Annotated in this window: 21 protein-coding genes and 3 pseudogenes; 11 read left to right on the top strand and 13 right to left on the bottom strand. The window is 40.8% G+C overall.

The genetic code is table 11. The features are described from left to right. Positions 1–36: 36 nt before the first annotated feature. Genes Q7674_RS02960 through Q7674_RS02935 form a run of 6 tightly spaced genes read right to left on the bottom strand, consistent with a single transcriptional unit; the run spans position 37 to position 5,527 of the window. Positions 37–918 carry a DUF7281 domain-containing protein gene (locus tag Q7674_RS02960; RefSeq protein WP_045065058.1) on the bottom strand — a complete coding sequence of 294 codons (882 nt, stop codon included), beginning with the start codon at positions 916–918 and terminating at the stop codon, positions 37–39. Beyond that, positions 915–2,384 carry an Mks condensin complex protein MksF gene (locus Q7674_RS02955; RefSeq protein ID WP_305422508.1) on the bottom strand — a complete coding sequence of 490 codons (1,470 nt, stop codon included), beginning with the start codon at positions 2,382–2,384 and terminating at the stop codon, positions 915–917. Before Q7674_RS02955 ends, Q7674_RS02960 begins: the two co-directional genes overlap by 4 nt. Next, on the bottom strand, positions 2,339–3,532 hold the full coding sequence (locus Q7674_RS02950) for an Mks condensin complex protein MksF (RefSeq protein ID WP_237156738.1): 1,194 nt from the start codon (positions 3,530–3,532) through the stop codon (positions 2,339–2,341). The genes Q7674_RS02955 and Q7674_RS02950 overlap by 46 nt, the downstream gene beginning before the upstream one ends. A gap of 27 nt (positions 3,533–3,559) precedes the next feature. Continuing rightward, positions 3,560–3,697, bottom strand: coding sequence for an ATP-binding protein (locus Q7674_RS02945; protein ID WP_237156737.1), 138 nt, complete (start codon positions 3,695–3,697; stop codon positions 3,560–3,562). After that, positions 3,691–4,260: a condensin complex protein MksE gene (locus Q7674_RS02940; protein ID WP_045065057.1), complete on the bottom strand. Its 570-nt coding sequence runs from the start codon at positions 4,258–4,260 to the stop codon at positions 3,691–3,693. The genes Q7674_RS02945 and Q7674_RS02940 overlap by 7 nt, the downstream gene beginning before the upstream one ends. Then, on the bottom strand, positions 4,232–5,527 hold the full coding sequence (locus tag Q7674_RS02935; RefSeq protein WP_305422506.1) for an MksB family condensin complex protein: 1,296 nt from the start codon (positions 5,525–5,527) through the stop codon (positions 4,232–4,234). The genes Q7674_RS02940 and Q7674_RS02935 overlap by 29 nt, the downstream gene beginning before the upstream one ends. A gap of 146 nt (positions 5,528–5,673) precedes the next feature. Here Q7674_RS02935 and Q7674_RS02930 point away from each other — a divergent pair, with 146 nt between their 5' ends. Next, positions 5,674–6,534, top strand: coding sequence for a helix-turn-helix transcriptional regulator (locus Q7674_RS02930; protein WP_305422602.1), 861 nt, complete (start codon positions 5,674–5,676; stop codon positions 6,532–6,534). 6 nt (positions 6,535–6,540) lie between these two features. On the opposite strand, the pseudogene Q7674_RS02925 reads toward Q7674_RS02930, so the two are convergent. Then, a pseudogene (locus Q7674_RS02925) lies at positions 6,541–6,747 on the bottom strand (IS4 family transposase); the annotation flags it as partial. Between the two features lie 214 nt (positions 6,748–6,961). On the opposite strand from Q7674_RS02925, the gene ylqF reads away from it, so the two are divergent. After that, positions 6,962–7,915, top strand: a complete 954-nt coding sequence (gene ylqF / locus Q7674_RS02920) for a ribosome biogenesis GTPase YlqF (protein WP_045065052.1) — start codon at positions 6,962–6,964, stop codon at positions 7,913–7,915. Between the two features lie 799 nt (positions 7,916–8,714). Further along, positions 8,715–9,875, top strand: coding sequence for an MFS transporter (locus Q7674_RS02915; RefSeq protein ID WP_045065050.1), 1,161 nt, complete (start codon positions 8,715–8,717; stop codon positions 9,873–9,875). A gap of 79 nt (positions 9,876–9,954) precedes the next feature. Here the strand turns inward: Q7674_RS02915 and Q7674_RS02910 are convergent, their stop codons facing one another. Further along, entirely contained in the window at positions 9,955–10,866 is a 912-nt protein-coding gene (locus Q7674_RS02910) for an ROK family protein (RefSeq protein WP_080892235.1), read from the bottom strand. Positions 10,867–11,128: 262 nt separating this feature from the next. On the opposite strand from Q7674_RS02910, the gene rodA reads away from it, so the two are divergent. Beyond that, on the top strand, positions 11,129–12,220 hold the full coding sequence (gene rodA, locus Q7674_RS02905; protein ID WP_045065049.1) for a rod shape-determining protein RodA: 1,092 nt from the start codon (positions 11,129–11,131) through the stop codon (positions 12,218–12,220). Positions 12,221–12,275: 55 nt separating this feature from the next. On the opposite strand, the gene Q7674_RS02900 is transcribed toward rodA, so the two are convergent. The 4 genes from Q7674_RS02900 to Q7674_RS02885 all read right to left on the bottom strand — a co-directional run bounded on the left by Q7674_RS02900 (position 12,276) and on the right by Q7674_RS02885 (position 15,331). Further along, a complete protein-coding gene (locus Q7674_RS02900) occupies positions 12,276–13,322 on the bottom strand; it encodes an outer membrane beta-barrel protein (RefSeq protein WP_045065047.1) in 1,047 nt (348 codons plus the stop codon). Positions 13,323–13,488: 166 nt separating this feature from the next. Then, positions 13,489–13,725 carry a DUF3389 domain-containing protein gene (locus tag Q7674_RS02895; RefSeq protein ID WP_023934481.1) on the bottom strand — a complete coding sequence of 79 codons (237 nt, stop codon included), beginning with the start codon at positions 13,723–13,725 and terminating at the stop codon, positions 13,489–13,491. A gap of 6 nt (positions 13,726–13,731) precedes the next feature. Next, entirely contained in the window at positions 13,732–14,160 is a 429-nt protein-coding gene (locus Q7674_RS02890; RefSeq protein ID WP_045065046.1) for a hotdog fold thioesterase, read from the bottom strand. A 127-nt stretch (positions 14,161–14,287) separates the two neighbouring features. Then, complete coding sequence (locus Q7674_RS02885; RefSeq protein WP_045065044.1) at positions 14,288–15,331, bottom strand: OmpA family protein; 1,044 nt, start codon at positions 15,329–15,331, stop codon at positions 14,288–14,290. 527 nt (positions 15,332–15,858) lie between these two features. Here Q7674_RS02885 and Q7674_RS02880 point away from each other — a divergent pair. Beyond that, positions 15,859–17,328 (top strand): annotated as a pseudogene (locus tag Q7674_RS02880) (FAD-dependent oxidoreductase). Positions 17,329–17,394: 66 nt separating this feature from the next. On the opposite strand, the gene Q7674_RS02875 reads toward Q7674_RS02880, so the two are convergent. Next, positions 17,395–18,099, bottom strand: a complete 705-nt coding sequence (locus Q7674_RS02875; RefSeq protein ID WP_045065042.1) for a hypothetical protein — start codon at positions 18,097–18,099, stop codon at positions 17,395–17,397. Between the two features lie 309 nt (positions 18,100–18,408). Here Q7674_RS02875 and Q7674_RS02870 point away from each other — a divergent pair, with 309 nt between their 5' ends. The 6 genes and pseudogenes from Q7674_RS02870 to Q7674_RS02845 all read left to right on the top strand — a co-directional run bounded on the left by Q7674_RS02870 (position 18,409) and on the right by Q7674_RS02845 (position 23,986). Beyond that, positions 18,409–18,951, top strand: a complete 543-nt coding sequence (locus Q7674_RS02870; RefSeq protein ID WP_023934489.1) for a hypothetical protein — start codon at positions 18,409–18,411, stop codon at positions 18,949–18,951. Positions 18,952–19,110: 159 nt separating this feature from the next. Further along, the gene (locus Q7674_RS02865) at positions 19,111–20,052 is read left to right on the top strand and encodes a DNA ligase (protein ID WP_052679894.1); all 942 of its coding nucleotides are present in this window, start codon (positions 19,111–19,113) and stop codon (positions 20,050–20,052) included. A 237-nt stretch (positions 20,053–20,289) separates the two neighbouring features. Further along, positions 20,290–21,396, top strand: coding sequence for a pyruvate dehydrogenase (acetyl-transferring) E1 component subunit alpha (gene pdhA, locus Q7674_RS02860; protein ID WP_045065040.1), 1,107 nt, complete (start codon positions 20,290–20,292; stop codon positions 21,394–21,396). Further along, on the top strand, positions 21,389–22,372 hold the full coding sequence (locus tag Q7674_RS02855) for an alpha-ketoacid dehydrogenase subunit beta (protein ID WP_045065039.1): 984 nt from the start codon (positions 21,389–21,391) through the stop codon (positions 22,370–22,372). Before pdhA ends, Q7674_RS02855 begins: the two co-directional genes overlap by 8 nt. Continuing rightward, positions 22,369–23,559 (top strand): annotated as a pseudogene (locus Q7674_RS02850) (dihydrolipoamide acetyltransferase family protein). The gene Q7674_RS02855 and the pseudogene Q7674_RS02850 overlap by 4 nt, the downstream one beginning before the upstream one ends. Positions 23,560–23,665: 106 nt before the next feature. Then, entirely contained in the window at positions 23,666–23,986 is a 321-nt protein-coding gene (locus tag Q7674_RS02845) for a c-type cytochrome (RefSeq protein ID WP_023934494.1), read from the top strand. The last annotated feature ends 24 nt before the right edge of the window (positions 23,987–24,010 follow it).

The raw sequence follows: 24,010 nt of genomic DNA, 5'->3' as shown, positions 1-24,010 counted from the left end.
GTACATTAAATTTGGTCACCTACTCAATTCACTAGCCTATTTCTTACTAAGCCAAATGGACTCTTGCTCAAGTGCTAACCCGTTCGTTTGCATCTCTAGAACTAGCGCTTGTAGATGAGAGGATTTAGTCAATAAATTACTACTATTCTCAATAAATGAGGTGAATTCTCTTGCAGTATCAACCCAAAGTTGGTTTTGCCCGTAACGGTTCAAGAGTGCTTTCCAGTTAGGCATCATCCAAAACTCGGCTCTTTCTCCTAACTTCTCTTTCAGGCGTCGGAAGTTATTCAGCCCTACTCCATCGTAGTCGGCAAAAAAGTAGACCATTGACGCCCTTTCAGGCACTGATAGCCACTCGATCAATTTGTTGTGTAGCTGCCCTCGATACCAAATAATGGTTGTGGGTTCGTTATTGGGTAGCCAATCTAGACGGTCAAACAATGCTTGGTTTTCCACCAGCCAAATAGAATGATGAGTGGTAAGATCCCTATTTCTTTCTCCACCCACCTCAAGGGAAAAAACGCCAAACTTTTCTGTCGATGCATTTAAGTGCTCTGTTAGTACTCCAGAAACCTGCCATAATGGATTCGCTACCACTTTAGCCAGCACGTAGGTGACGTCGTGACCTACTCTTCCTCTTTTACTGCTGCGTGTAGAGGCGATGTTTATAGCTCTTTGCGGGGCCGATGGAGACACATTTTGATTTGGTGCCAACTGCTCAAGTGTGACTTTGACGACATCCATATCTAGAATGAGGTAGACAACACCACGGCCTTTAGGAGTCACTTGTACGCTCTGAGTTTTGCGGCTGAACTCATCAAGCTGCTTCTTCTGAGATAGCGTCAATGTGCTTCCAGCAATGGAATCAGGGTACACCTCGATTAGTCGCGTTAGTGCTTTAACCAATACCTGGCTCATAGTGATGGCTCCACTTGTGGTTGCGATAGTTCTTGGCTCTCAATTGGTTCGAAGATCTGCCAACTATTTTTGCTGATGTGGTTCTTGCCATTCGCTTGATGAATTGGGACACAATAACGTGCTGTGGTTAACGGTGCTGGTGAGGCAAAAATCAATGCAAAACCGAACTGATTAGCAATCTCTATCAAGTTAGCTTGGTTCTTGGTATCCAGAGCCAACGCCTCATCCAAATAACATACCGCTTTCATTTGGTGACGTTTATCTTGCATTAGATGCAACATCGCCAGACCAGTCACAAGCTTAGCCATCAATACGGTTCCGTTAGAAGCCGCACTGTCAATATCTTCAAATGACTCTGGTTGCTGCCCTTGCTTGGCAACGACAAACTCAAGCCTGAACAAATCTGCAACTCTTAGACCTTGGCGAGCGTTTCCTTCTTCTATCAGCAAGCTTTTCGCTCGGTCTAACTCTGCATCATCGAGAATACTGCCTTGGTCAAACAGCTCGAAACTCTGACCACTTTCAGTTTGCTCTGCTTGCTGTATCAGTACATTCATCGCATCTACAAGCTGGCTCTCCTCAACTGGTTCAATTTTGAAAGTTTTGAGATCTGATAACTGCCTGTGACTAATTAGCAGGTTGAATTCCTTCATCTTGCTTTGTAGTGAATAGAGTCCACTACGTAGTTCTCTTAGACTCGCAGTAACGTTTACCACTGCCGAGCGGGCACGTCTCTCCAGTGCTTTCTTCTCATCATCCAAACAATAACTGAATTTAATGATGCCTTTTAACTCTTCATCCTGAGTTTGTGCCATCTGAAACTTAGTGAGGCCTTTTTGACTCAAGTCATTTTTCATTTGTCGCAATTCTTTGGACAACTTATCGAGATCTTTGCAATCCTCAATGTACTGTTCAAGTCGAGCAGGTAGATACTCGAGAGACCATTCATCCTCAATAATCCAAGGCGTATGGGGTTGCTCCGAAAGAGCGTTAAACAGCACTTGATCATCAATTCTCTGATTTTTTAGCTTTTCAACACTGCTAACGTCCGAAGACAGCTGACTTAATTTATCCGCAATCTCACCAATTTGCTGTGCCAATTCATTGTGCTTCTTGTCTGCATTCTCAAGAGCTGTATTAATCGCTACCAATTGGATCTCAAATGTCTGCCTTTGCTCGTTTCTCTGCGCCTTGCCTTTTGTTAATTGTTGCAGTTGATCGTAGTCCCTCAAGTCCTGTTCACACTGTTTTACTGTTTGATTTAATTCATTCTTTTTACTCTCAGCGGCTTCACTTTCTCTACTTACTGCAAGAAGCTGTTTTAATTCCGTTATTTGCTTATTAACATCACCTATTTCCTCTACCAACTCCTGCTCTGTTTTTTGAACATGCTGTGGAATAAGCTCCCCAAGGGAAAGTTTTATACCTGAAAGCGAGAGTTGCTCAGAAGATTCACCATTGAGCATGTGTCGAAGCTGATTGATGTCAAACGAATACTGCGAAGCATTACTCGTTGGCTAAGCACTTTGTTCAGCTTTTCTAACTCATCTACATTAAGCACTTTAGAAAGATGAAGGTATAAATTGTCACCCAAAGTTTGATGTTGAGAGTGCAAACTTTGCAGCTGATCTTCTTTCTCTTTCAACTGTTTGCCAATCGCAACAGAAGAGGACCGCTGTGATTGAACACACAAGGCAGCCTGGGAATCATATTTTTGCTCCGCAGCTTTTAATTGACTCTCTAAAAACGATTGATCCGGGATCAAAGTAAACCGCTCTTCCAACTCTTGTCGCTGCATCTCTATACGATTTAACTCTTCCAGTTTATTGGTTAAGTCTGTACGTTCTCCTGCACGGGCGATGTCTTGGCTTCGGAGCTCACGTTGTGTTTGCTCAAGCTTAGTTTTTTGCGTTGATAGGTTCTCAGTCAGCGTTTGAACATGACCATGCCAATTCTGCAGCAATTCATTAACATTCAGCTGGGATACGGCGATCTTTCCTCGTAGCGACAAGGTACGTCCAAACTTTTGTTCGAGCTCTTGAATCGTTTCCAGATTGTTAAGGACTGCTAGGTACTGCTCGCGTTCTAGATTGATGTCTTGAAATGCTTTCTCCCACTCCTGCTTAAAATCGATGCTAGAATTCGGTAACTCTCGACTAAATATCTTCAACAAATAGTCTTTCACATCACTAGAGTTTAGCTTGTCGAGCCTGAGCGTTTTGGTGAGGACTTGCTGGAACGAACGAGCGTCACTTATGTGTTCAAGTTTAAACACCGTAAAATCGATTTCGCTGGTCCTCTTACTTTTTGCACCACCATAAATCGAGTGTCTGAACTCTTTATCATTGAATTTATAGACTCGATGTTGTTTTGTCGCTAAGTGATTGACTAACTTAGGTTGTGCAACAATATTGCCATCATCCATACGGAAATCATCTAAGTTTAATTCTCCCTTATAAGCGAAGTATTCGTAGTCATAACCTACCCCTTTACCAACACAGCCAAACACCACAGTGCCAGTTTGTGGCAGGATGGCTTCGAGCAGAATGTAAGCGCTATTGTTCGGGAAGTAAAAACGGCGAGCTTTCTCTAATGTATGAGAGCCAAAATCCATCCTTCTTTGATCGATGATGAGCAGAAATTAGAGTGCGTTGATTAGGCTTGTTTTACCGTGGTTATTTGGTGCGATTAATGATACGGAGTCATCAAGGGGAAGTTCAGCTCGCTGATAACCAGCACTGCCAATTAACGCTAAACGTTGGAAACCGTAACTTAGCATGATACACATTCCTCATAAGCGGCCACATCGCTTTCAGATGCTTGTTCTGTAATAGCTTCGAAATGATCTAGGTAGCGATATACCGAAGGCAGCAAACGCCAATGATTGCTCTCTCGAACAGCAAAACCTTTTCGCACCGCATTATCGAGTATCTTTGCTAATCCATCCAGGTCGATCTCTTCTGCATCCAAAAGCTCTTGATGCTTTTCATAGACCTCAGCTAGCAAGGCATTATCAATCGTCCATTGGTAAAACTGACCAAGAGAGCGGCCGCTATCAGCTTGATGGTCAAATATCACCATCAGCAATAGTCCTAACTGGCGTGATTGTTTATTGATGTTCGGGTTACCTTCTTCATCATGAAACCAAGCAAAACCCCGTCCATCAATGCGCAAATCAAAACCTAAGCTAGTAAATAGGCGCTGGTACTGCTCTGATAGCTGTTCTAACTCATGCCATAGAGCTACATCCGTCGAGCGGTTGAGATGCCGACCAGAGTTAAAAAGGTTAAATAGCTCAGTCAAATGAGCCAGCTCATTTAAATCGATTTTGCTCGTTTGCATTATCAATATCCTTCGCATTTGTTGAGCCAATCAACATCTTAATTTCGTGAGGGTGGTAGGTTACGGCTACTGTGTTTAGCATTGTAGTACTTGAGCTCGCCCCTAATGTGCTTTGCCACTGAGAGTCACGGACAAGCTCGTGATAGAGCCGCAACAGCTCGGCATCTGGTATACACTGGTAGTTTTCTCTGAGCCACGTCATTAGATTCTTGATCGGTAGCGAGTCAGCAAGTTGTTTCCTCAGAAGCTCTTCATCAACCCAGTTGATCATTGGACTGGTTGGGACTTCCTCTTCATCTGGGAACGGTATCGAGCTAGGCTCAAAGTCCAAAAATTCTGCCATCAACTCACGTACTTCATTACCCAATTGAATTTTAGTCACGCGGCTACTTTTCCACATAGGCAAACCTTCGGCATTCAGTCCTCGCGCTAAACCCTTCTTACGAACTTGGCTTAGCTGCTTGCTAATCACCACTGAAAGTTGATTGTGCTGCCTAGCTTCCTCTCTTAATGGCAACAAAGTGTCGGCACATTGCTGAGCAATGACTCGTCCTTGATATCGAAGATCTTTGACTTGATAAGCTATCTGACGCATTGCCAGCCTTTGTTGATACAAAGACCCGCGCATGGAAAGTATGTCAACGGCAGTATCGAGTGCTTCTTCAGCCTTTTCTAATAAGGGGTAGAAACTACCTCCAAGACCGCTATCCATCATTTCATTCATGGGTTCTACGTATTGGTCATACACCTCCAACACTTCACGGTAACGGCGTTCAATTGGGACACTGGTATTCGCAGACTTCGCCACTTCTGCTATTTCAAAGATGGCTTGTTTGTCCTGAATTAACTGTTGGGTAATTTTTCTAACCAGTTCCGACAGCCTGTTCGCGCCAGTACGAAGTAAATCGTTGTCAGCCACATCGAGCCCTTCTAACACTTGGCTGGTGGCGACTTTAATCGCATCCACTCGCGCTTTTAGCACTGCTGATAGACCTAACTCATGTTCTTGGGTTAAGCCTCTGACAAAGTCTACAACTAGCGTGTTTAGCTGATAATCGCTACTGCGATTGATAGGCTGCAATATATCTGCATTAACAAGGCTGGTGAGCACAGCATTACTTTCCATATTTTTACTTTTGTACTGGTTGATCACTTGCTCAAGTACTCTTAGCTCAAATGCTGGAAACTCTCTCGAAAGCCGAGTTAACTGTTCAACCACCTCCCAATGTTGGTGTAGATGAAAGGTGAGACTTTTAGGTGCCGCCATCTGTCATTGCCTTAATTGTAAAATTAGATCCCAACAAACCTTGTTCTGCGTTGACTCTTAGATACCCTTAAAATATTATGACGCCAATGACGACAGGTAAATACTGATTACATACACACATCGCATAAATAGACAGGAGTTAGATGATGAGCAAATGGTCAATACGTTGGGATCTACTGTTCCGCTACAGAATGATAGAAGTCATCGCACTGTGGGAAGGACGGTTAACAACCAATCACTTGATCAAGAGCTTTGGCATTGGTAGGCAGCAAGCTTCGAAAGACATCAACACCTATCTAACAGATATCGCGCCAGGAAACCTTGTTTATGATAAACAGCTGAAAGGCTACAAGCCCAGTGATGGCTTTAGCCCACAAGTAACAAAAGGTCATGCTGATGAATATTTGCACATACTTTCAAGAAGTGCAGATATGACCATCACATTTAAAGAACTGGATATGGGTTTTGAAAATGTTGCCATGATCCGCCCTGTAACTCGTAATATATCACCACAAATCTTGCGTCCTTTAGTTCAAGCTATCAGAGAGAAAAAACGTGTCGATATAAGCTACACATCGCTAAAAGATGGGCTAGAAGTAGAAAGGATTATCTCTCCTCATTCCCTCGTTTGCACAACTCTACGCTGGCATGTTCGGGCCTATTGTGAATATGCAAATGATTATCGTGATTTTGTCCTCAGCCGTATAAGAGGCATTCCATACCTTGAGGCTAAAAATATAATGGGGAAGTCCAACGATGACCGATGGAATACTCCTCTCACTATTGAGTTGATACCTGACCCAAGACTGACAGAAGCTCAGGCAGCTGTCGTTGCCCATGACTACGGTATGGAAAATGGTACACTCACAATACCAACCAATGCTGCTTTGGTTCGCTATGTTCTCGATAGCTACAACATCGATATTAATGTGCTAGATTCGAATCCTAAAGGGCAGCAGATTATTGTGGGGAACTTTGAGGAATTGAAGCCGTATTTGTTCTTTTAGGTATCACACAGAAATAATATCTAACATTTTATCGCCTAGTCGCTCTGCGACATGCCGAGATGCTGCACCCATTTATAACTTTCTTTCGTATGGTCGAGTTGCATGCTGGTGCCCCTGCACGCGATTTTCAATATCTCGTGTCCAACGTTGTTGTTCAATTAAACCAACGACTGTTTAAGTTTCGGGAGCAAAAAGCAAGGTTGAGTTAACAAAGACCGTTCTGCGTCGTTCACATAGAAACTAAAACGATAGCTTTGCTAGTAGAGAGTCAACTCACATCAATTATGATAAACTTAGCCACAATTTTAAGCGCTTGGCAGTAAAGTCTTTATTAACGATAAAGTATCTATCTCCCTAGCAGAAACTTTTAGTACCCCTGGTTGTACCCCAAGGGACACACAGAACAAATAAAGAGTATATAAATCAAATGAGTAGTAACAGTATCCAGTGGTTTCCGGGCCATATGCACAAAGCTCGTAAAGAGATTGAGGAAGCGCTACCGAAAGTTGATGTGATCATTGAAGTTTTAGACGCTCGCATCCCGTTTAGTAGTGAAAACCCACTGATCAAAACTTTTCGTGATAAAAACGACAAGCCTGTCGTTAAAGTACTAAATAAGCGTGACTTAGCTGATCCCGAAATGACTCAACTTTGGATTGAGCATTTAGAAAAAGAACAAAACGTTAAAGCGATTGCAATCACCACTGAAAATATCAACGAAGTTAACCAGATCATGGATTTATGCCGTAAGCTTGCACCTCACCGTGAAGAAGCAGGCAAAAAAATTCGTACCATGATCATGGGCATTCCAAACGTTGGTAAATCAACCATTATCAATGCACTTGCTGGCCGAACTGTAGCTATCACGGGGAACCAACCCGCTGTAACACGCCAACAGCAACGCATTAACCTAGATAACGGCGTACTGCTTTCTGATACACCGGGAATTCTATGGCCGAAAGTTGAAAACCCTCACAGTGGTTTCCGCCTTGCTGCAACAGGTGCAATTAAAGATACAGCGATGGATTACATCGATGTGGCTTTCTTTACAATTGAGTACCTGATCAAAGCATACCCAGATATGATTAAGGCACGTTATAGCCTTGATGATGCTCTGCCTGAATCTGAAATTGAGCTAATGGAAGAGATCGGACGCAAGCGTGGTTGTTTAAAAGGTGGAGGTCGTGTTGACTTGCACAAAGCGTCTGTCATTCTCATCAATGAATTACGCAACGGTACACTGGGTCACATTACTCTAGAGCATCCAGAGATGATCACTCAAGAGTTAATTGATGTTGCCATTGAAGCTGAACGTAAAGCAGAGCAAAAAGCAAAAACGAAAGAAGAACGCCGTAAGCGCTACCTGAAAAATAAACGCTAATTGATAGCTTTTATCTAAAAACCACCTCGCCTTAACACTACTTTGTTATAGCAGGTGGTTTTTTATTATTTGTAATCCAAACATCGTGTTAGTTTGCTAGTTGGCTTATACCCAAGCAACCTCAAGATGCAGTGTTCAGCGAGATGACCTTAGTTCTCGGGCGCGGCAACGATTCGAAGATATAGTGGTTCTACATTGAGAATCGTTAACAAAGTCTGAGAGCTAAGGACGCTCGCCCTTTGGGAGCGTGTCACTGAGCTGGCTTCTTGCGTCAGACAACTTGGAAAGAGCTCGCTATTCCGCTTCGTTGTCTTCCTTGAATTCAACTCAGTGACTTCGCTCTGAATCAAGCATATTGAAGTCGCTTGGGTATATACAATTTTAAAAAAATTTAACCCAAATTAGTGCTTTTTATACATAAAGCAACGATTACAACACTAACTATTTCTTTGGCTGAAAATCACATTTATTAGCTCATTTCTGCGCTAATCCCTTAATAATAAATATATTAAGCAATAAATCCTCTTTCCTATGACCATTAGAATAAACACAACTCTAATGATTATTTTTCGTCATTATTGAATATTATCAGAAATGCATTTTCTCATTAGTTTTTCTCATTTTACTAATGTGAATATTAGATGAATAATCGCCGCGTTTTCAGTCGAAACACCTTTATAATCAGTGCTGTCTTCTAGCTCCAGTGATCATTCCTTGATTTCTGGATATTCGCATTCATAGCGTTAAATTCTTAATAAAGACAGTTAATTACAACCTCTTTTATTTGGAGATCAAGGTAGTGCAAGACATCACTACTTCTCGCGCAACCAATAGCGTTTTTGTGCCAGTTGCAGGACTAACGGTATTCGCAATTGCATCAGGCTATCTAATGAGTCTGATCCCACTATCATTAGGTAATTTTAATATTGATAGTTCTTATGCCAGTTGGTTAGCGAGCATTTATTATGTTGGTCTTCTTCTAGGATCAATGATGATTGAGCCAATCATTGCAAAGATTGGTCACCGTGTTGCATTTATTACTTTCTTAAGCTTACTTGCTGCAACTGTTGTTGTATTGCCTATTTTTCCTAATAAGGAAGTATGGTTATTTGCACGTTTAGTCGCGGGTATGGCTGTTGCTGGGATCTTTGTCGTTGTTGAATCTTGGCTATTGATTGGTGATAACCAAAAAGAGCGTGCGAAACGTTTAGGCTTTTACATGACGTCGCTTTACGGTGGTACCACAATTGGTCAATTAGCTGTGGGTGTATTTGGCGTTAAAGGTTTTATTCCTTTTATGGTTGTTATGGCGTTATTACTTATCGCTATTTTACCACCGTTACTGGTTAAACAAGGTCAACCAAGCAACGATGCGCACCAAGTATTATCGTTTAAGCAAATTACACGTTTAAGTAAACCTGCAATTATTGGTTGCATGACTTCTGGCGTAGTAATGGGCAGTATTTACGGTTTAATGCCACTTGCATTAAAGCAAAGCTCACTTTCAACTAACCAAGTGGGCGTATTAATGGCATCGATCATTCTTGGTGGTATGGTGATCCAACCTATCATCAGTAAGATCTCTGTGAAAATGAGTAAAACACTACTGCTAGCATTGATGTCGCTTGTTGGTGTATTTGCTATGGGTATTACCCATTTATCATCTGATTTTACTGTGTTAGTAACTGCACTTGCACTGCTTGGTATGTCGTCTTTTGCGCTATACCCTATTGCAATCACATTGGCTTGTGACAACTTAGATTCATCTTACATTGTTGCTGCAACACAAGTGATGCTATTTAGCTACAGCATTGGCTCTGCGCTTGGTCCTATTGGTGCAAACACCTTTATGGCACAAACAAACGGCTTAATGGATTTCTTCTTTATTGTGCTATTAGCAACTGCAATTTACATGCTATTTGCAAGTCTACAGCGTAAGCCACAAGTATTGGCAAGCTAAGCATAACCAATTGAAAAGAGGCGTGTCTTATACTCTGTATCAGGGTATGAGCCACGCCTTTTGTTTTATTTATACTTTGCTAAAGGTGCTTCACAAGCGCAGCAGCACCAAATACACCTGCACTGTCACCTAACTCTGGTTTTACAATCAGGGTATTTAGCTCTGGATTAAATAAATGTGGAAGAATGAGCTGGTCAATATTGTCATAAAGCGCATCAACATTCCCCACTCCGCCACCAATTACAATAACTTCAGGATCAATAACATTAATGATCTTTGCAACGGCTAACGAAAAGTAATGACGTAAACGCTTGATGGTTTTCTGGGCATATTCATTACCGCTTTTCGCAGCAGCAACGATTTCAGGTAATGATAAATCTTGATCTGAAATTTCACGATAATAGCGCTCTAAGCCTTTACCTGAGATCACGGTTTCGACACAACCTCGCTTGCCACAGTAGCAATCTGCGCCCTGTGATTCGATAACGTTATGGCCCCATTCACCAGCAATACCGTGACAGCCATATAGACATTTACCATCAACCACAATACCGGATCCAACGCCCGTTCCCATAATGATACCAAACACAATTTGTGCATCAGGCTTGATGCGTTTAACAGCACCATAATGGGTTTCGGCAAGAGCAAAGCAATTAGCGTCATTGGCTAGTACGGCTTTAATATTCAACTGTTGATTAAGATCTTTATCTAATGCTTTACCGTTTAAAGCTGTGGTATTACAGTTTTTCATTACCCCGTGAATAGGATCTAATGTACCAGGAGTGCCAAACCCTACAGATTGTGGGTATTGACCTAATTTATCTGCACAGCGATCAATGAGCGTCTTTATTTGATCTAAAATGTGTGCATAACCTTTTGCACTTTCCGTTGCAATGCGTTCACGGATAACACTTTGGTCTGTCTCACGATCAATCACAATACATTCGATTTTCGTGCCGCCTAAATCTATTCCCCAGTAATAACGATCCATCTGATTCTCCAGCAAAATTGACTTGCTGAGTATAGCTTGTTTAATATTTTGTTCTCAGCGCTTTATCACTATTATTAGTCTTTCTCCTGCATATTCTGATGTCTTTTTAATAAAATTATCACTTAGATTTTCACTCACTTTATTTAAAAAAATGCTCGCGGTACATTTCGTTGCACTTTTTATCTTGCAGCTAACGAGAAGTGACCTAAAGTGTCGGTATTTATATCTTCTGCGTAAATTCGCGTGAGTATTGAAGTACACGATGAGTAAATTCCGCCCTTATATCGATGTTCCATTGCTGATATCGATTTTAATTCTGATCACATTCAGCTCTTTGAGTGTGTGGAGTGCCAGTAGCTTTAGTGTTCCTATCATTGAACGCCATTTAATTCGTGCGGGGATTGCCATTGCCGCACTGTTATTTATGTCGTCAATCTCGCCAGCTGCTTACGAGCGTAGCGCGCCTTATTTATTTTTAGTCACTGTCCTACTGCTGGTTGGTGTATTTGTATTAGGTGATAGTACCAATGGTTCACAACGCTGGTTAGCCTTAGGACCTATTCGTTTTCAGCCTTCAGAGCTGGTAAAAATCGCTATCCCAATGATGATGGCATGGATACTGGTTATTGATGCTGGACGACCTAGCCTCAAGAAAATCATGACCTGTTTGATTCTGACAGCGATTCCAGCAGGTTTGATCTTTATTCAGCCCGATCTCGATGGTGCCATTTTCACCGTAATGTATGCGCTATTCGTGCTGTATTTTGCAGGTATGTCATGGAAGTTAATTGGCTCAGTGGTTGGTATTATTGCTGTTAGCTTGCCACTTGCTTGGTACTTTGTAATGGAAACGTACCAAAAGAAACGTATTTTGCAGTTTTTAGATCCAGAATCAGACCCTCTTGGCTCGGGCTATCAAATCATTCAATCAAAAATTGCGATTGGCTCAGGCGGTATGATGGGTAAAGGTTGGATGGATGCAACACAAGGTAATTTAGGTTTTATTCCAGAAAGTCACACTGACTTTATCTTCTCAACCTTTGCAGAAGAATGGGGATACATAGGTAGTTTTGTGATTTTAGCGATATACACCTTTATGACATTTCGTGTGCTGTGGTTGGCAAACCAATCTGAATCTACTTTCGCTCGATTAGTTAGTGGCTCCTTTGCCCTGAGCTTTTTCTTATATAGCTTCATTAATATCGGTATGGTAAGTGGCGTACTACCGGTTATGGGTAGCCCTCTACCTTTCTTTAGCTATGGTGGCTCAGCAATCATTACCCAAGGTGCAATTTTCGGTATTATCATGGCATTGTGCCTGCGAAAAAAATCGATTTGTGCACCAAGTAACTAATTGTAAAAAACAAAAAAAGCGCCTTATCGGCGCTTTTTTCTTATAAGCAATGCACTTATAAATTGTTTTCCATTGCACAGCAATCTGGACGCTCTGCAGCATCTTCAGTTGCTAACTTCAATGCTGGTGAATACACCTCTACACGACGGTTAACTGCACGACCTTCCGCTGTATCATTAGAAGCCACTGGATTTGCTTCACCCATACCCTTTGCAGTGATCTGATTTGGGTTCGCTACATACTGAGAAAGTAAGTGAGCGACATTCTTTGCACGCTTTTCAGATAATTTCTGATTATAAGCAGCAGAGCCTGTATTTGAGGTATAACCTGTTACTTCCACTGTTGCACTTGGGTAACGAGTTAAACGCTGCATCATTGGCTGAAGTTTCTGTTGATCTTCAGCTGTTAAATGGTTTCCATTCACACCGTAAGCAATGCTTACTGTTGCAGGTTCAATTGTGATTGTTTTTGCTTCTTGTGGTGGCGCAGTGTTTACAACAGGTTCGACAACAGCAGGCTTAGTCGCTCCCCAACTGTACACTAAGCTTAAACCATAGAATTGAGTATCGAAATTATACTCTTGGTTTGTGTAACGCGGGTTAGACTTAAGATCATGATATAGCTGATACTCAAGACGTGTAGATAAATGATCTGTTAATTGATATTCCACACCAGCACCAACAGTACCAACAAGGTGCTCATCAATATCTTTAATACCGTAGCCATGGAAATCAGTTAGCATGTAACTACCACCTAACTTACCAAATACACCCCACTTATCATTTAAGTGCCATGTTGCTTTTCCTGTTAAGTCAAAAGCATGTTGTTTAATTTTATTGTGTTGGAATTTAGCTTCGCCTAACCATGTATAACCAGTTTCAACAGCAAACCAAGGCGTGATGTTGTAACCTGCAAACAAGCCTGCAGCAACATCATCTTTATTTAAATTAATACCTGTTACATCTTGGTAGTTCTGTTGAAAATTAGAGTAATGAGCACCACCAACACGTACACCAGCATAAAATGGGGTCATAGTTGCGGCAGAAGCAGCAGTAGAGATAATTAACGCAAGCGGTAATAGTGCGATATATTTTTTAGACATATTCATTTTCTTTATTATTGTTTAAATATTGAACAAATATTGAGCTTTAATAAATATTTGTATTAGGAATAATATTCTATATTTAATCATTCAACTAGCTTATTTATCAATAAAGTGACAATGAAATAATGCCAACTTATAACTAACACTAATTACATTCATGCAACTAATAACAAGTAATCGCAATACCTATTTCATCAGCTAGTAATTGTAATTGTTCATTTGAATCTAACTTCAGTGACCAATTTATTCCACTACCAACAGCCGTTACCACATTCGCACCTGCAATAAGAGTAAGCTCGTCTATTTGTGCTTGAAGATTAATTCTTGCATTACCATTAATGCGCACAACAACTTCATGTTGCGTCGCTATTATTTTTCCTTGTTCAAATTCTATTATCATTACGAACTACTTCTTCTTATTAGTCATAACAGCCATCGTTAAGCGACTAGTACAAATTAAACGCTGACGTTCATCTTTTATTTCGATTTGCCATACCTGAGTCGTTGCACCAATATGTATTGGTGTTGCACATCCTGTTACAGCTCCCTCTCTTATTGCTTGTATGTGATTAGCGTTAATATCTAAACCGACACAATACTTATCAGTATCAACAGCTAAATTAGCTGCCAAAGAACCCAAGGTTTCTGCTAATACGACAGATGCCCCACCATGCAACATACCAAGCGGTTGATGCGTCCGATAATCAACGGGCATGGTCGCCGATAATGAACAGTCATCAAAAGCAGTGTATACGATTCCTAAATGTTCAATAAGGGTCTTTTTTGACGTTAAATTTAAGCTCGCAAGACTAAATTCTCGTTTCCAAATAGACATACTGTTTTCTCATCTCTAAATAGCGACATCTCATTTAAGCTACAAGTTTACCACTGAATAAACCATATACCTCAGACATAAAAAAAGCGCCTTTCGGCGCTTTTTTTTATAACTCAGAAAGAGTTAATTATTGTGCAGCTGCTGCTTCTGATTCGATTTCGAAACCAGGAGTAGTTACGTCTACACGACGGTTTTGAGCACGACCTTCTGCAGTATCGTTAGAAGCTACTGGATCTAGCTCGCCACGACCTTCGCCTTTAACGCGGCTAGCGTCGATGTTGAAGTGATTCATTAGGTATAGAGCTACAGTCTTAGCACGCTCTTCAGATAGCTTCTGGTTGTAAGCTTCTGAACCACGGCTATCAGTGTGACCGATAACTACTAGTTCTGCGTTAGGGAAGTTAACTAGACGCTGAGCGATTGGCTCTAGGCGTGCTTCGTCTTCTGCCGTTAGCTTGTCGCTGTCAAATGCGAAAGGCATTGTTACAGAGATTGGCTCAACTTGAACAGTTGTTGCTTCAACAACTTCTTCAACTACTGGTGCAACAACTGGTGCTGGAGCGCCCCAACCGTAAACTAGGCTCACGCCGTAGTAGTTTGCATCCCAGTTGATCTTAGTATCTGTACCAGTCGGCTTAGTTTCCATGTTGTGGTAGTACTGGTATTCAGCACGTGCAGATAGGTTGTCAGTGAAGTGGTATTCAGCACCTAGACCTGCAGTTGCAATTAGGCTGTCATCACGGTCTGTTGGACCAAAGCCTTTAGCACGAGTGAACTGCCATGCACCACCAACTTTAGTGTATAGATCTACTTTATCAGTAGCTTGGTAAGTGAACTTACCTACTAGATCGATAGCTTGTTGCTCAATTTTACCTAGGTCGTGGTGATCATCGTACTTAGCAGTAACTTCACCCAACCAAGTGTAACCACCTTCAATTGCAAACCAAGGAGTTACGTTGTAACCCATGAAAACACCTGCAGCGAAGTCATCACGATCGATACCGTCAGAACCGTTACCATAAGTACCGTTTGCGTAATCTTTAGTATCAAAATCAGCGTAATGAACGCCACCAGCACGAACACCAGCGTAGAATGGGTTTTCAGTTGCTGCGTTTACAGCACCAGAAATAAGAAGTGCAAGAGGTAAAATCGCAAAACGTGCTTTAGACATGTTTTTTATCCTTTATTTTATGATTGTTGCCACTACAGGTGCTTTTTTAGATGCTTAACGTCACAAATACAAACCTAGATTTATCTTTTGCGGCACACATCAAAAAAACAGGGTTTAATTTAGCAAACAAAAACACAAAAAGCTATAGTAAAATATTTTTTGTAACATTTAATAAATTTAACTCACTGTATTTAAAAGATTCATAAATATTACAAATAAAAACCTACTCGTATAAAAAGAAATCGACATCACATTTTAGTAACAAATATAAAACCATTCATAAAGATGCAATTTTACATTTGCAATATTGACTAAGCTTATATCTATATTTTTTGATATTCCCAACCACCATTTAGTCAACCTGTCAATAACCCACCCTATAAAAGATAAAAACAAATCAGATCCAACTTTATATTTCTCTCGTAGTTTGAAACTTGTAAAATGCATATCAATTAGTCAGCACAATTCATGTTAGACAAAGCATTTAAAATAACTATTATTGAATTTCAGATTTAAGCTTAATCATTATGAATATATCGAGAAACAACTCACCAGCTTGTATACCCCATGCTACCATTGGGATAATTGGTGGAGGCGTAGCTGGCGCTACAATCGCACTTCGTTTAGCTGAATTAGGAATTTCAATAAACCTGTTTGAAGAAGGAAAAAGCCTGGTCAATGGTCCTCCTATCTGTCATTTACATGCTGGGGGGAACCTTTACAGAGAGATCTCTGAGCAACAATGTCTTGACCTATTAAAGCAATCCATTGATACATTAAGAGTTTTCAAGCATACGGCTAATATTCGCCCAACAGTCATTGCAGTACCCATAGATGATAAAGGCTTTCCTTGCGAGTTGCTCCCAAGGCTGATAGTACTTAAAGAAGCATATCAATCACTCGTCGCACTTGATGAAAAGAATAAAGTTCTAGGTGAGCCTTCAGACTACTTCACCTTATATAGCCGACAAGATTTAGAGCATTTACAACAGTTAGAGAACCCTTCTCACCCTGTAACGCCTGATGAATGGATGATCCCGGTTGCTAAATCACTCCAACTGGATCAATTCAAATATCCCATTGTTATGGTTCAAGAGTACGGCTTAAGTGTATTTCGTATTGCCGCAACAACAGCTCTTGCTCTCGCTAAAATGGATAACTGCCATATATTAACATCCTCTAAAGTTACGAACGTACAGAGCGATACGACATCAAAACAGTGGCAGATTACTTATAGAGCTTCAGATAACACCGAACAACAATGTACCGTTGATTACTTAATCAATGCTTGCGGTTACCGTTCAGGCTCTATTGATGACTTAGCTCATATTCCACGTGAACGCATGGTGGAATTTAAAGCCGCTTATGTTACTCATTGGGCAAAATGTGAAGGTGAAATGCCAGAGCTGATCATTCATGGTGAGCGTGGAACACCTAAAGGTATGGCGCAATTAACGCCCTACCCAAATGGTTATTTCCAATTGCATGGTATGACCCAAGACATCACCTTATTTAAAGATGGTTTAGTGTCATCATCGAAAAGTACTGCTCAACCAGTACTGAATGCATCATTTCAAGAAAAACTAAACCGCCAATAGCCACATACCGAAGTCGTTGAACGTACAGAAAAAGCTATAAAGCATGTAGCTCAATACGTACATTCATTTAAAGATGCTGAAGTCGGTGGTAAGCCACTATTTGGTGCGCAGCAGATCCCTGGAGCTGATCCAACATTACGTGCAGCAGATATTTCATTCTCAGGTAGTAATTACGCACGCTCAGAGATCGTAAAGGCGTCTTCTGCCTTATCTGCTGCTGACGCTATTGTCTCAGAGTTAATGGATAAGCAATTAATCACCCAATTAAATGTTGAAAGCACAAGAGAGCAATCATTCCCTATCACCTTACAGCTTTCTAAGCATGATATCGTCAGTTATGCTGAGAAGATTGCTGAAGAACGTGGATTTCCAGCATCTTTAGCTCAGCCTATTGGCTAACATAAAAAACGCCGCTAAATTTTATAGCGGCGTTTTTTAATTAGGCATAAATTGATTAACGCGTTATCAAGCACCTATCTTTTTATTTAGTTCAGCTAAAGCTTGTTTTAATTTCATCTCCTTCGCTTCAGCTTTACTTACTTCTGCCTGCTGTGCGTTGTATTTATCACAATCTTTTTGTGATACCCAATTCCAGCTATCACCAGATTTAAATTCATCACACGCCTTTTTGGATTTTTTGCTCTGCGCTTTTAGATCTGAGGTAACTTTTTGCGCTGCCGCTAACTCACTTTGTAATTTTGCTTTTTGTTCAAATAGTTGACTAGAGTTATCAATGACTTCTTTTTGCTGCTTAGTTTGCGTTTTTAAAGCCACCACTTCTTTGTCTAATTTTTTCTTTGTGACAACTAGTTTCTTCGCTTGTTCTTGCTGCTTTTTCTTAACTTGAATCTGTTGCTTTTGAATTGTTTCCAATTGCTGATTTAGCGCTAATAACTGTTTTTTCTGAGTATCAAGCTGCTGATTAAGCTCTATAAGCTTTTGAGTAGAGTCACTCATTAACTGTGTTTTTTCTTCTGTAAGCTGTTTTGCCAACATTTTTTCATGAGCCAATTCAGCAAGCAAGGTTTGTTGTTCCGCTTGTAACGCTTTGTAAGCCTGATTATCAGGTACATTATTATAATATTGCGCTCCAGCCCCCAAAGCACCACCAGCAACTAACCCTGCAATTAAAGACAGTTTCCAATTAATTTTGGCAGTATTTGTTGCCATGTTGCTTCTCCCTTAAGAATAAAAAAGAAAAATTTATAAATATTATGAATGTCTTAATGCGTAATTTAACACTTAAAATGTAAACAATTGTCATGTTTATAATATAGCTATGAGCATTTTCACCACACCATACTTAATAAAGAGACCTATCAATAAAGTTAGATTGTCGTCTCAGAAATAAAAATATGTATTATAAATAAGTGTTACAACACTTAGTAACATTTTAGGTTGTCGTAAGCGCTAATGTTTTTAATAAAGACAAAATGCTTAACACTTTTTGTTAACTATTATCATAATATGGTGCGTACTATGATTACACCTATACTTTTTCTCACCGTATCTGCATTTTCAACGCCATTGCTTGAAAATTCTGCATACATCAAAAAAAGCTCAGCTTGTACTTTGCGTATAAAAGAAGAGCGCTATCAAGATAAATCCGTTTTAGCACTTACCTCTAACCACCAAGGTAAGTATGATATTAAAATTTATCATTTCAATGACTTGTCAGCACCATCACGTGGAAAGCTAATACAAGAGCCTATTTTCAACAAAACCCAAACTGATATTAACTATCTTGTTGATCATAACCTTTTCAAGCGAATCAATAATGAGCAAGTTATCTACAGCACCACTATCGCTAATGACAATGTTAGTCCTAAGCTATTTATTGATACATTTCGCTCTTATGGAAACCGTTCTCTTATTCAAATTGAAGGGTTAGAGCATCCGCTGTCATTTGTTGCTGATAATAAGCAAGCACAAGACTTTTATAAATGTGCAGATAAATTCACAACTAAAGCTAGCATCTTAACAAAGAAAACAGAGTCAATTTCACCGTTTTCTTCGCCCTAAAACGATAACAAACGCACATTTGTGAGTAATTTTTTGCTAAATTAAATACTTATATTTCGAGCGACTACACAACACATTCATATGAAACTAAATTAATATTTTCTATTACCTTCAACTTCTCATACTTTATTTTGATTAAAGTAGTTAGGAGGTTGTGCGATGACGTATATAGTTACCCCTGATAGGTGTTCACACAAAAATTATGTAAAAGCGATTAACACTTCCCTCGCTCCACTGGCTGCACTCGTTATGCTAACACTTTCATTTTCAGCTAACGCTGAACTTAAGATAATGAAAGCAAAATCTCTTGATATACAAAAAATCACTGGCAATAACATCGATACAGCTTACCTTGATTTCGCAATTAGCGAATATCTGATCAGTGAGAAACTAGATGGCATAAGAGCTTATTGGAATGGTAATGAATTAATCACACGTTCTGGTAATAAAATCCATGCACCAGATTGGTTTACCGCCCATTTCCCGACCACCCCTTTAGATGGTGAATTATGGATCGAACGCGGTAAATTCCAGTTACTCACTCAAATCGTAATGGATAAAACACCTGACGAAGACGCATGGCGATCAGTGAAATACATGGTATTTGATTTACCACTGTCACCTCTACCATTTGAGCAACGCTATCAGAATCTACAGCAGCTCATCAGTGCTATTTCAACACAAAATGATTACCTTTTTGCAATTGAACAAAAATCCGTTGATGATCTTACCATTCTCACTCAATGGCTCGATATTGTTGTCAATAATCATGGCGAAGGATTAATGCTTCAACATCGTGACAATCAATATGTTGCAGGAAGAACTAATCAGCTATTAAAACTTAAGCAACATCAAGATGCTGAAGCGATTGTGATTGGTTACGAAGAAGGAAACGGTAAGTACCAAGGGCAAATGGGGGCGGTTTGGGTAAAAACAGCGAGCAATGAAACCTTTAAAATAGGCTCAGGTTTTACCGACCAACAACGAAAAAGTCCACCAGCCATAGGTACAACAATTCAGTATCGCTTTAATGGCTATACCGATCGTGGCATCCCACGTTTTGCTCGCTTTAGTCGCATTAGACTTTCCCCTGACTCATGAGCAGCATATTACTTCATTGTAATTCAGAGTTATCAGAATAAAAGACTAAGATAGATAAACTGATAACTCTATTTTCAAACCTTTCCACTGTATTCTTTTCTTTACTGTTATATCAGCAGTAAACCTCAAGCAAGTTGCTGCCAATTCGTTACACTTAAATTATCCAGTTCAAGCCTTTATAGCGATTAACCTCTTTGACTATTAACGTTAAGAGGCAATAAACACAAGGAGCTTGGGATGACCATTCAAACACAACCCATGCATCGTTATATTGATCATTGTGGCAAGCTTATAAACCCTCTTCCTGATTGGGCGAGCAATGAGTTATTACTACGTTTTTATCGTGACATGGTATTAGTTCGTCACTACGACAAAAAAGCGATAGCGTTACAAAGAACCGGAAAATTAGGTACCTATCCTTCACATCTTGGCGCTGAAGCCATCGGTATTGCCATAGGTCACGCAATGGAACCAACCGATACCTTTGCCCCCTACTACCGAGATATGCCTGCATTATGGGCTCGCGGCGTCAGCATGGAGAAAAATCTCCAATATTGGGGCGGCGATGAATTAGGCAGTGATTTTCCTCCGGCACCAAATCAATTACACAATGACGATATGCCATTTTGCGTACCTATTGCGACACAATGTTCTCACGCCGTTGGAATCGCTGCTGCCATGAAGATTAAAGGGTTACATAGAGCCACAGTGGTTACTTGTGGTGACGGCGCCACGTCTAAAGGTGATTTTCTCGAATCACTAAATTGCGCGGGGATCTGGAATATCCCGTTAGTCTTTGTCATCAATAATAACCAATGGGCAATATCAGTTCCGCTTCATTTACAATGTCATGCTGAACATCTGGTCGATAAAGCTAAAGGCGCTGGGATTGAGGGGATGTTAGTTGATGGCAATGACATTGTCGCTATGTACGACGCCATGTTATATAGCCTAGATAAAGCAAAAAAAGGCAAAGGCGCAACATTAATTGAAGCTATCAGCTATCGGCTCTGTGATCACACTACAGCTGATGATGCCTCTCGTTATCGCTCAGACGATGAACTTGAGCAAGCATGGCAATATGATCCTGTCTCACGCCTTAAAACCTACCTCATCAATCAAGGATTATGGTCTGAAGAGCAAGAAATAGAGTGGCAACACGAATGCGATAAATACATTAATAAAGCGGTCGAAAATTACCTTGAGCTCATTGCTCAGGCACCAGAATCTACCTTTGATCACCTTTACGAACATATTGATGACGATTTACAACACCAACGTGACAGCTTGATCAATAAAGCACTACGAATGGAGAAACAATCCCCCGGAGGTGAGCATGGCTGAAATCACATTATTAGAAGCGGTTAACCTCGCCCTTCATTATGAAATGCAACATGATGACAATGTCGTTGTATTAGGTGAAGACATAGGAGAAAACGGCGGTGTTTTTCGAGCAACAGTTGGTTTAAAACAAGCTTTTGGTTGCAAACGAGTAATGGATACCCCTTTGGCTGAAGCACTCATTGGCGGTATCACCGTTGGAATGGCGTCACAAGGGTTGCGCCCTGTTGCCGAGTTTCAATTCCAAGGATTTATTTTCCCTGCCATAGAACACTTAGTTTGCCATGCGGCAAGACTGCGTCATCGTACTCGTGGTCGTTTAACCTGCCCTGCGGTTTTCCGTGCCCCTTTTGGTGGCGGTATTCATGCGCCAGAACATCATTCCGAAAGTGTCGAAGCATTATTTGCTCACATTCCCGGCTTAAAAGTTGTCATTCCCTCATCTCCACAGCGTGCTTATGGCTTATTACTTGGCGCCATTAGAAGTAATGATCCGGTTTTATTTTTTGAGCCCAAACGCATTTATCGCACCGTAAAATCACAAGTTGAAAACAACGGTATCGCACTGCCTATCGATTGTTGTTTCACTCTCCGTGAAGGGCGAGATATTACCTTAGTCACTTGGGGCGCCTGTGTGGTCGAATCTCTTCAAGCCGCAGAAACCTTAGCGTATCATGGCATAGAACTTGAAGTTATTGACTTAGCCAGCATTAAACCCATTGATATGGCAACTATCCTACATTCATTAGAAAAAACAGGACGGTTATTAGTTGTCCATGAAGCAGTAAAGACCTGTGGGGTTGGTGCAGAGATCATTACGAGAGTAGCAGAAAGTGCCATGTGTTTACTCAAAGCACCACCTAAGCGGTTAACTGGGTTTGACACCATTATGCCTTACTACCGCAATGAAGATTATTTTATGATCCATCACGATGACATTGTAAATGCCGCACGTGAACTCATGGAGGGTTGGCAATGAAAGCATTCACATTACCCGATCTAGGTGAAGGTCTTGCTGAGTCAGAAATTGTACAATGGCATATCAATATTGGTGATACCGTCACAACAGATCAAGTCGTTGTTACTGTTGAAACAGCAAAAGCAACCGTCGACGTCCCCGCCCCATACAGTGGAAAAATTATTCACCGCTATGGTAATGAAGGCGACACCATCAATATTGGTCAGTGTTTATTGGAAATCGATGAACTGCGCACCTCATCAGCATTATCAACCATAGAAGAAAGAGAGCCAGAATCTAACGAAAACGCATCGGCGACCGTTGTAGGGAAAATATCACAACTCGATAAGCACGTTGATATTGATCATTTCTCTTATGACGAAGTACATGCCATTCATGCTAACTCTATTACCAATACCGAACATCCTTTAATTGCGACGCCATCAGCTCGGTTACTAGCACAAAAGCTAGGTGTAAAAATCGAAGACATTGACGGTTCAGGTGCTAACCATCTCATTATTGATAACGATATTTATCAGGCATACCAACAGCAAACACCGGGAACGGAATTACTCAAAGGCTCCCGTCGCAACATGGCAAAGAATATGGCGCAATCGCACCATGATGTTGCCGCTGTCACCATCACTGAAGAGGCACATTTATACCATTGGCATAAAAACGATGATATTACGGTCAGCCTTGTCCAAGCGATTAATAATGCCTGTCATATTGAACCTGCACTAAATGCATGGTTTGATGCCGACACCATGACGCGCTGTTTACATAAAACGGTCAATATTGGGATCGCCGTTGATAGTACCCACGGCTTATATGTCCCTGTGTTGCACCATGCTGAGCAATATCATAATGAAGGTATTCGTCGTTGGATTGATCGTACAGCTGCCAGTATTCGAGGCCGAAAGATAAGTCGTCATCAATTACAAAAAGCAACTATCACGCTATCAAACTATGGGGCGATTGCCTGAATCTACGCCACACCTGTAGTAACACCGCCACAAGTTGCCATTGTCGGCGCAGGTAAAATCATGGATAAAGTAATCATGGAAGGCGAACGTATCAGTAGTGTGAAAGTGCTACCACTGTCTATCACCTTTGATCATCGTGCCTGTACCGTTGGTGAAGCTGCACGTTTTATTAAAGCACTCGTACACAGTTTGGAACATCCAACTCACGACAAAATAGAGTAAGCTAATCTTTCGATAACAGTTTGTTACATCTAACAAAAACAAAACATTGCAAGGTTGCAACAAGCGCTTATGATGAATAACACCTATTCTTTTTCCAGTAGAACTTATGCGCTACTCACTGTTTACTGCAAGTATTGCAACCTTACTTTTTTCAAGCTCGCTGATGGCAATGCCTAAAGGTGACGCAAGCCAAGGTGAAATCAAAACACCAAGCTGTCGTTTTTGTCACGGTAGCAATGGCATTGCACCTCGTCCCGACTACCCTAACTTAAAAGGTCAGCAAGCTGAGTACCTCTATAACTCAATGCAGGCATATTTAGATGGCAGTCGTACAGGCACTATGTCGGCAATGATGAAGGCACAGCTTAAAAATTTATCGGAACAAGACATTGCTGACATTGCTGAATATTACGCACAAATGAAGTAATAGATAGCTTAATAACAGCCGCTA

The organism is Photobacterium leiognathi, assembly GCF_030685535.1.
Taxonomy (GTDB): domain Bacteria; phylum Pseudomonadota; class Gammaproteobacteria; order Enterobacterales; family Vibrionaceae; genus Photobacterium; species Photobacterium leiognathi.
This window is presented reverse-complemented; position numbering and strand designations above follow the sequence as displayed.

Bases quoted from the DNA above. Each gene is read 5' to 3' on its own strand.
- Q7674_RS02945 (WP_237156737.1), bottom strand. From the start codon at position 3,697: ATGCTAAGTTACGGTTTCCAACGTTTAGCGTTAATTGGCAGTGCTGGT.
- Q7674_RS02885 (WP_045065044.1), bottom strand. From the start codon at position 15,331: ATGTCTAAAGCACGTTTTGCGATTTTACCTCTTGCACTTCTTATTTCT.
- Q7674_RS02870 (WP_023934489.1), top strand. From the start codon at position 18,409: ATGATTACACCTATACTTTTTCTCACCGTATCTGCATTTTCAACGCCA.
- rodA (WP_045065049.1), top strand. From the start codon at position 11,129: ATGAGTAAATTCCGCCCTTATATCGATGTTCCATTGCTGATATCGATT.
- Q7674_RS02940 (WP_045065057.1), bottom strand. From the start codon at position 4,260: ATGCAAACGAGCAAAATCGATTTAAATGAGCTGGCTCATTTGACTGAG.
- Q7674_RS02845 (WP_023934494.1), top strand. From the start codon at position 23,666: ATGCGCTACTCACTGTTTACTGCAAGTATTGCAACCTTACTTTTTTCA.
- pdhA (WP_045065040.1), top strand. From the start codon at position 20,290: ATGACCATTCAAACACAACCCATGCATCGTTATATTGATCATTGTGGC.
- Q7674_RS02960 (WP_045065058.1), bottom strand. From the start codon at position 918: ATGAGCCAGGTATTGGTTAAAGCACTAACGCGACTAATCGAGGTGTAC.
- Q7674_RS02855 (WP_045065039.1), top strand. From the start codon at position 21,389: ATGGCTGAAATCACATTATTAGAAGCGGTTAACCTCGCCCTTCATTAT.
- Q7674_RS02950 (WP_237156738.1), bottom strand. From the start codon at position 3,532: ATGGATTTTGGCTCTCATACATTAGAGAAAGCTCGCCGTTTTTACTTC.
- Q7674_RS02890 (WP_045065046.1), bottom strand. From the start codon at position 14,160: ATGTCTATTTGGAAACGAGAATTTAGTCTTGCGAGCTTAAATTTAACG.
- Q7674_RS02895 (WP_023934481.1), bottom strand. From the start codon at position 13,725: ATGATAATAGAATTTGAACAAGGAAAAATAATAGCGACGCAACATGAA.
- Q7674_RS02865 (WP_052679894.1), top strand. From the start codon at position 19,111: ATGACGTATATAGTTACCCCTGATAGGTGTTCACACAAAAATTATGTA.
- Q7674_RS02955 (WP_305422508.1), bottom strand. From the start codon at position 2,384: ATGCTCAATGGTGAATCTTCTGAGCAACTCTCGCTTTCAGGTATAAAA.
- ylqF (WP_045065052.1), top strand. From the start codon at position 6,962: ATGAGTAGTAACAGTATCCAGTGGTTTCCGGGCCATATGCACAAAGCT.
- Q7674_RS02900 (WP_045065047.1), bottom strand. From the start codon at position 13,322: ATGTCTAAAAAATATATCGCACTATTACCGCTTGCGTTAATTATCTCT.
- Q7674_RS02930 (WP_305422602.1), top strand. From the start codon at position 5,674: ATGAGCAAATGGTCAATACGTTGGGATCTACTGTTCCGCTACAGAATG.
- Q7674_RS02875 (WP_045065042.1), bottom strand. From the start codon at position 18,099: ATGGCAACAAATACTGCCAAAATTAATTGGAAACTGTCTTTAATTGCA.
- Q7674_RS02910 (WP_080892235.1), bottom strand. From the start codon at position 10,866: ATGGATCGTTATTACTGGGGAATAGATTTAGGCGGCACGAAAATCGAA.
- Q7674_RS02935 (WP_305422506.1), bottom strand. From the start codon at position 5,527: ATGGCGGCACCTAAAAGTCTCACCTTTCATCTACACCAACATTGGGAG.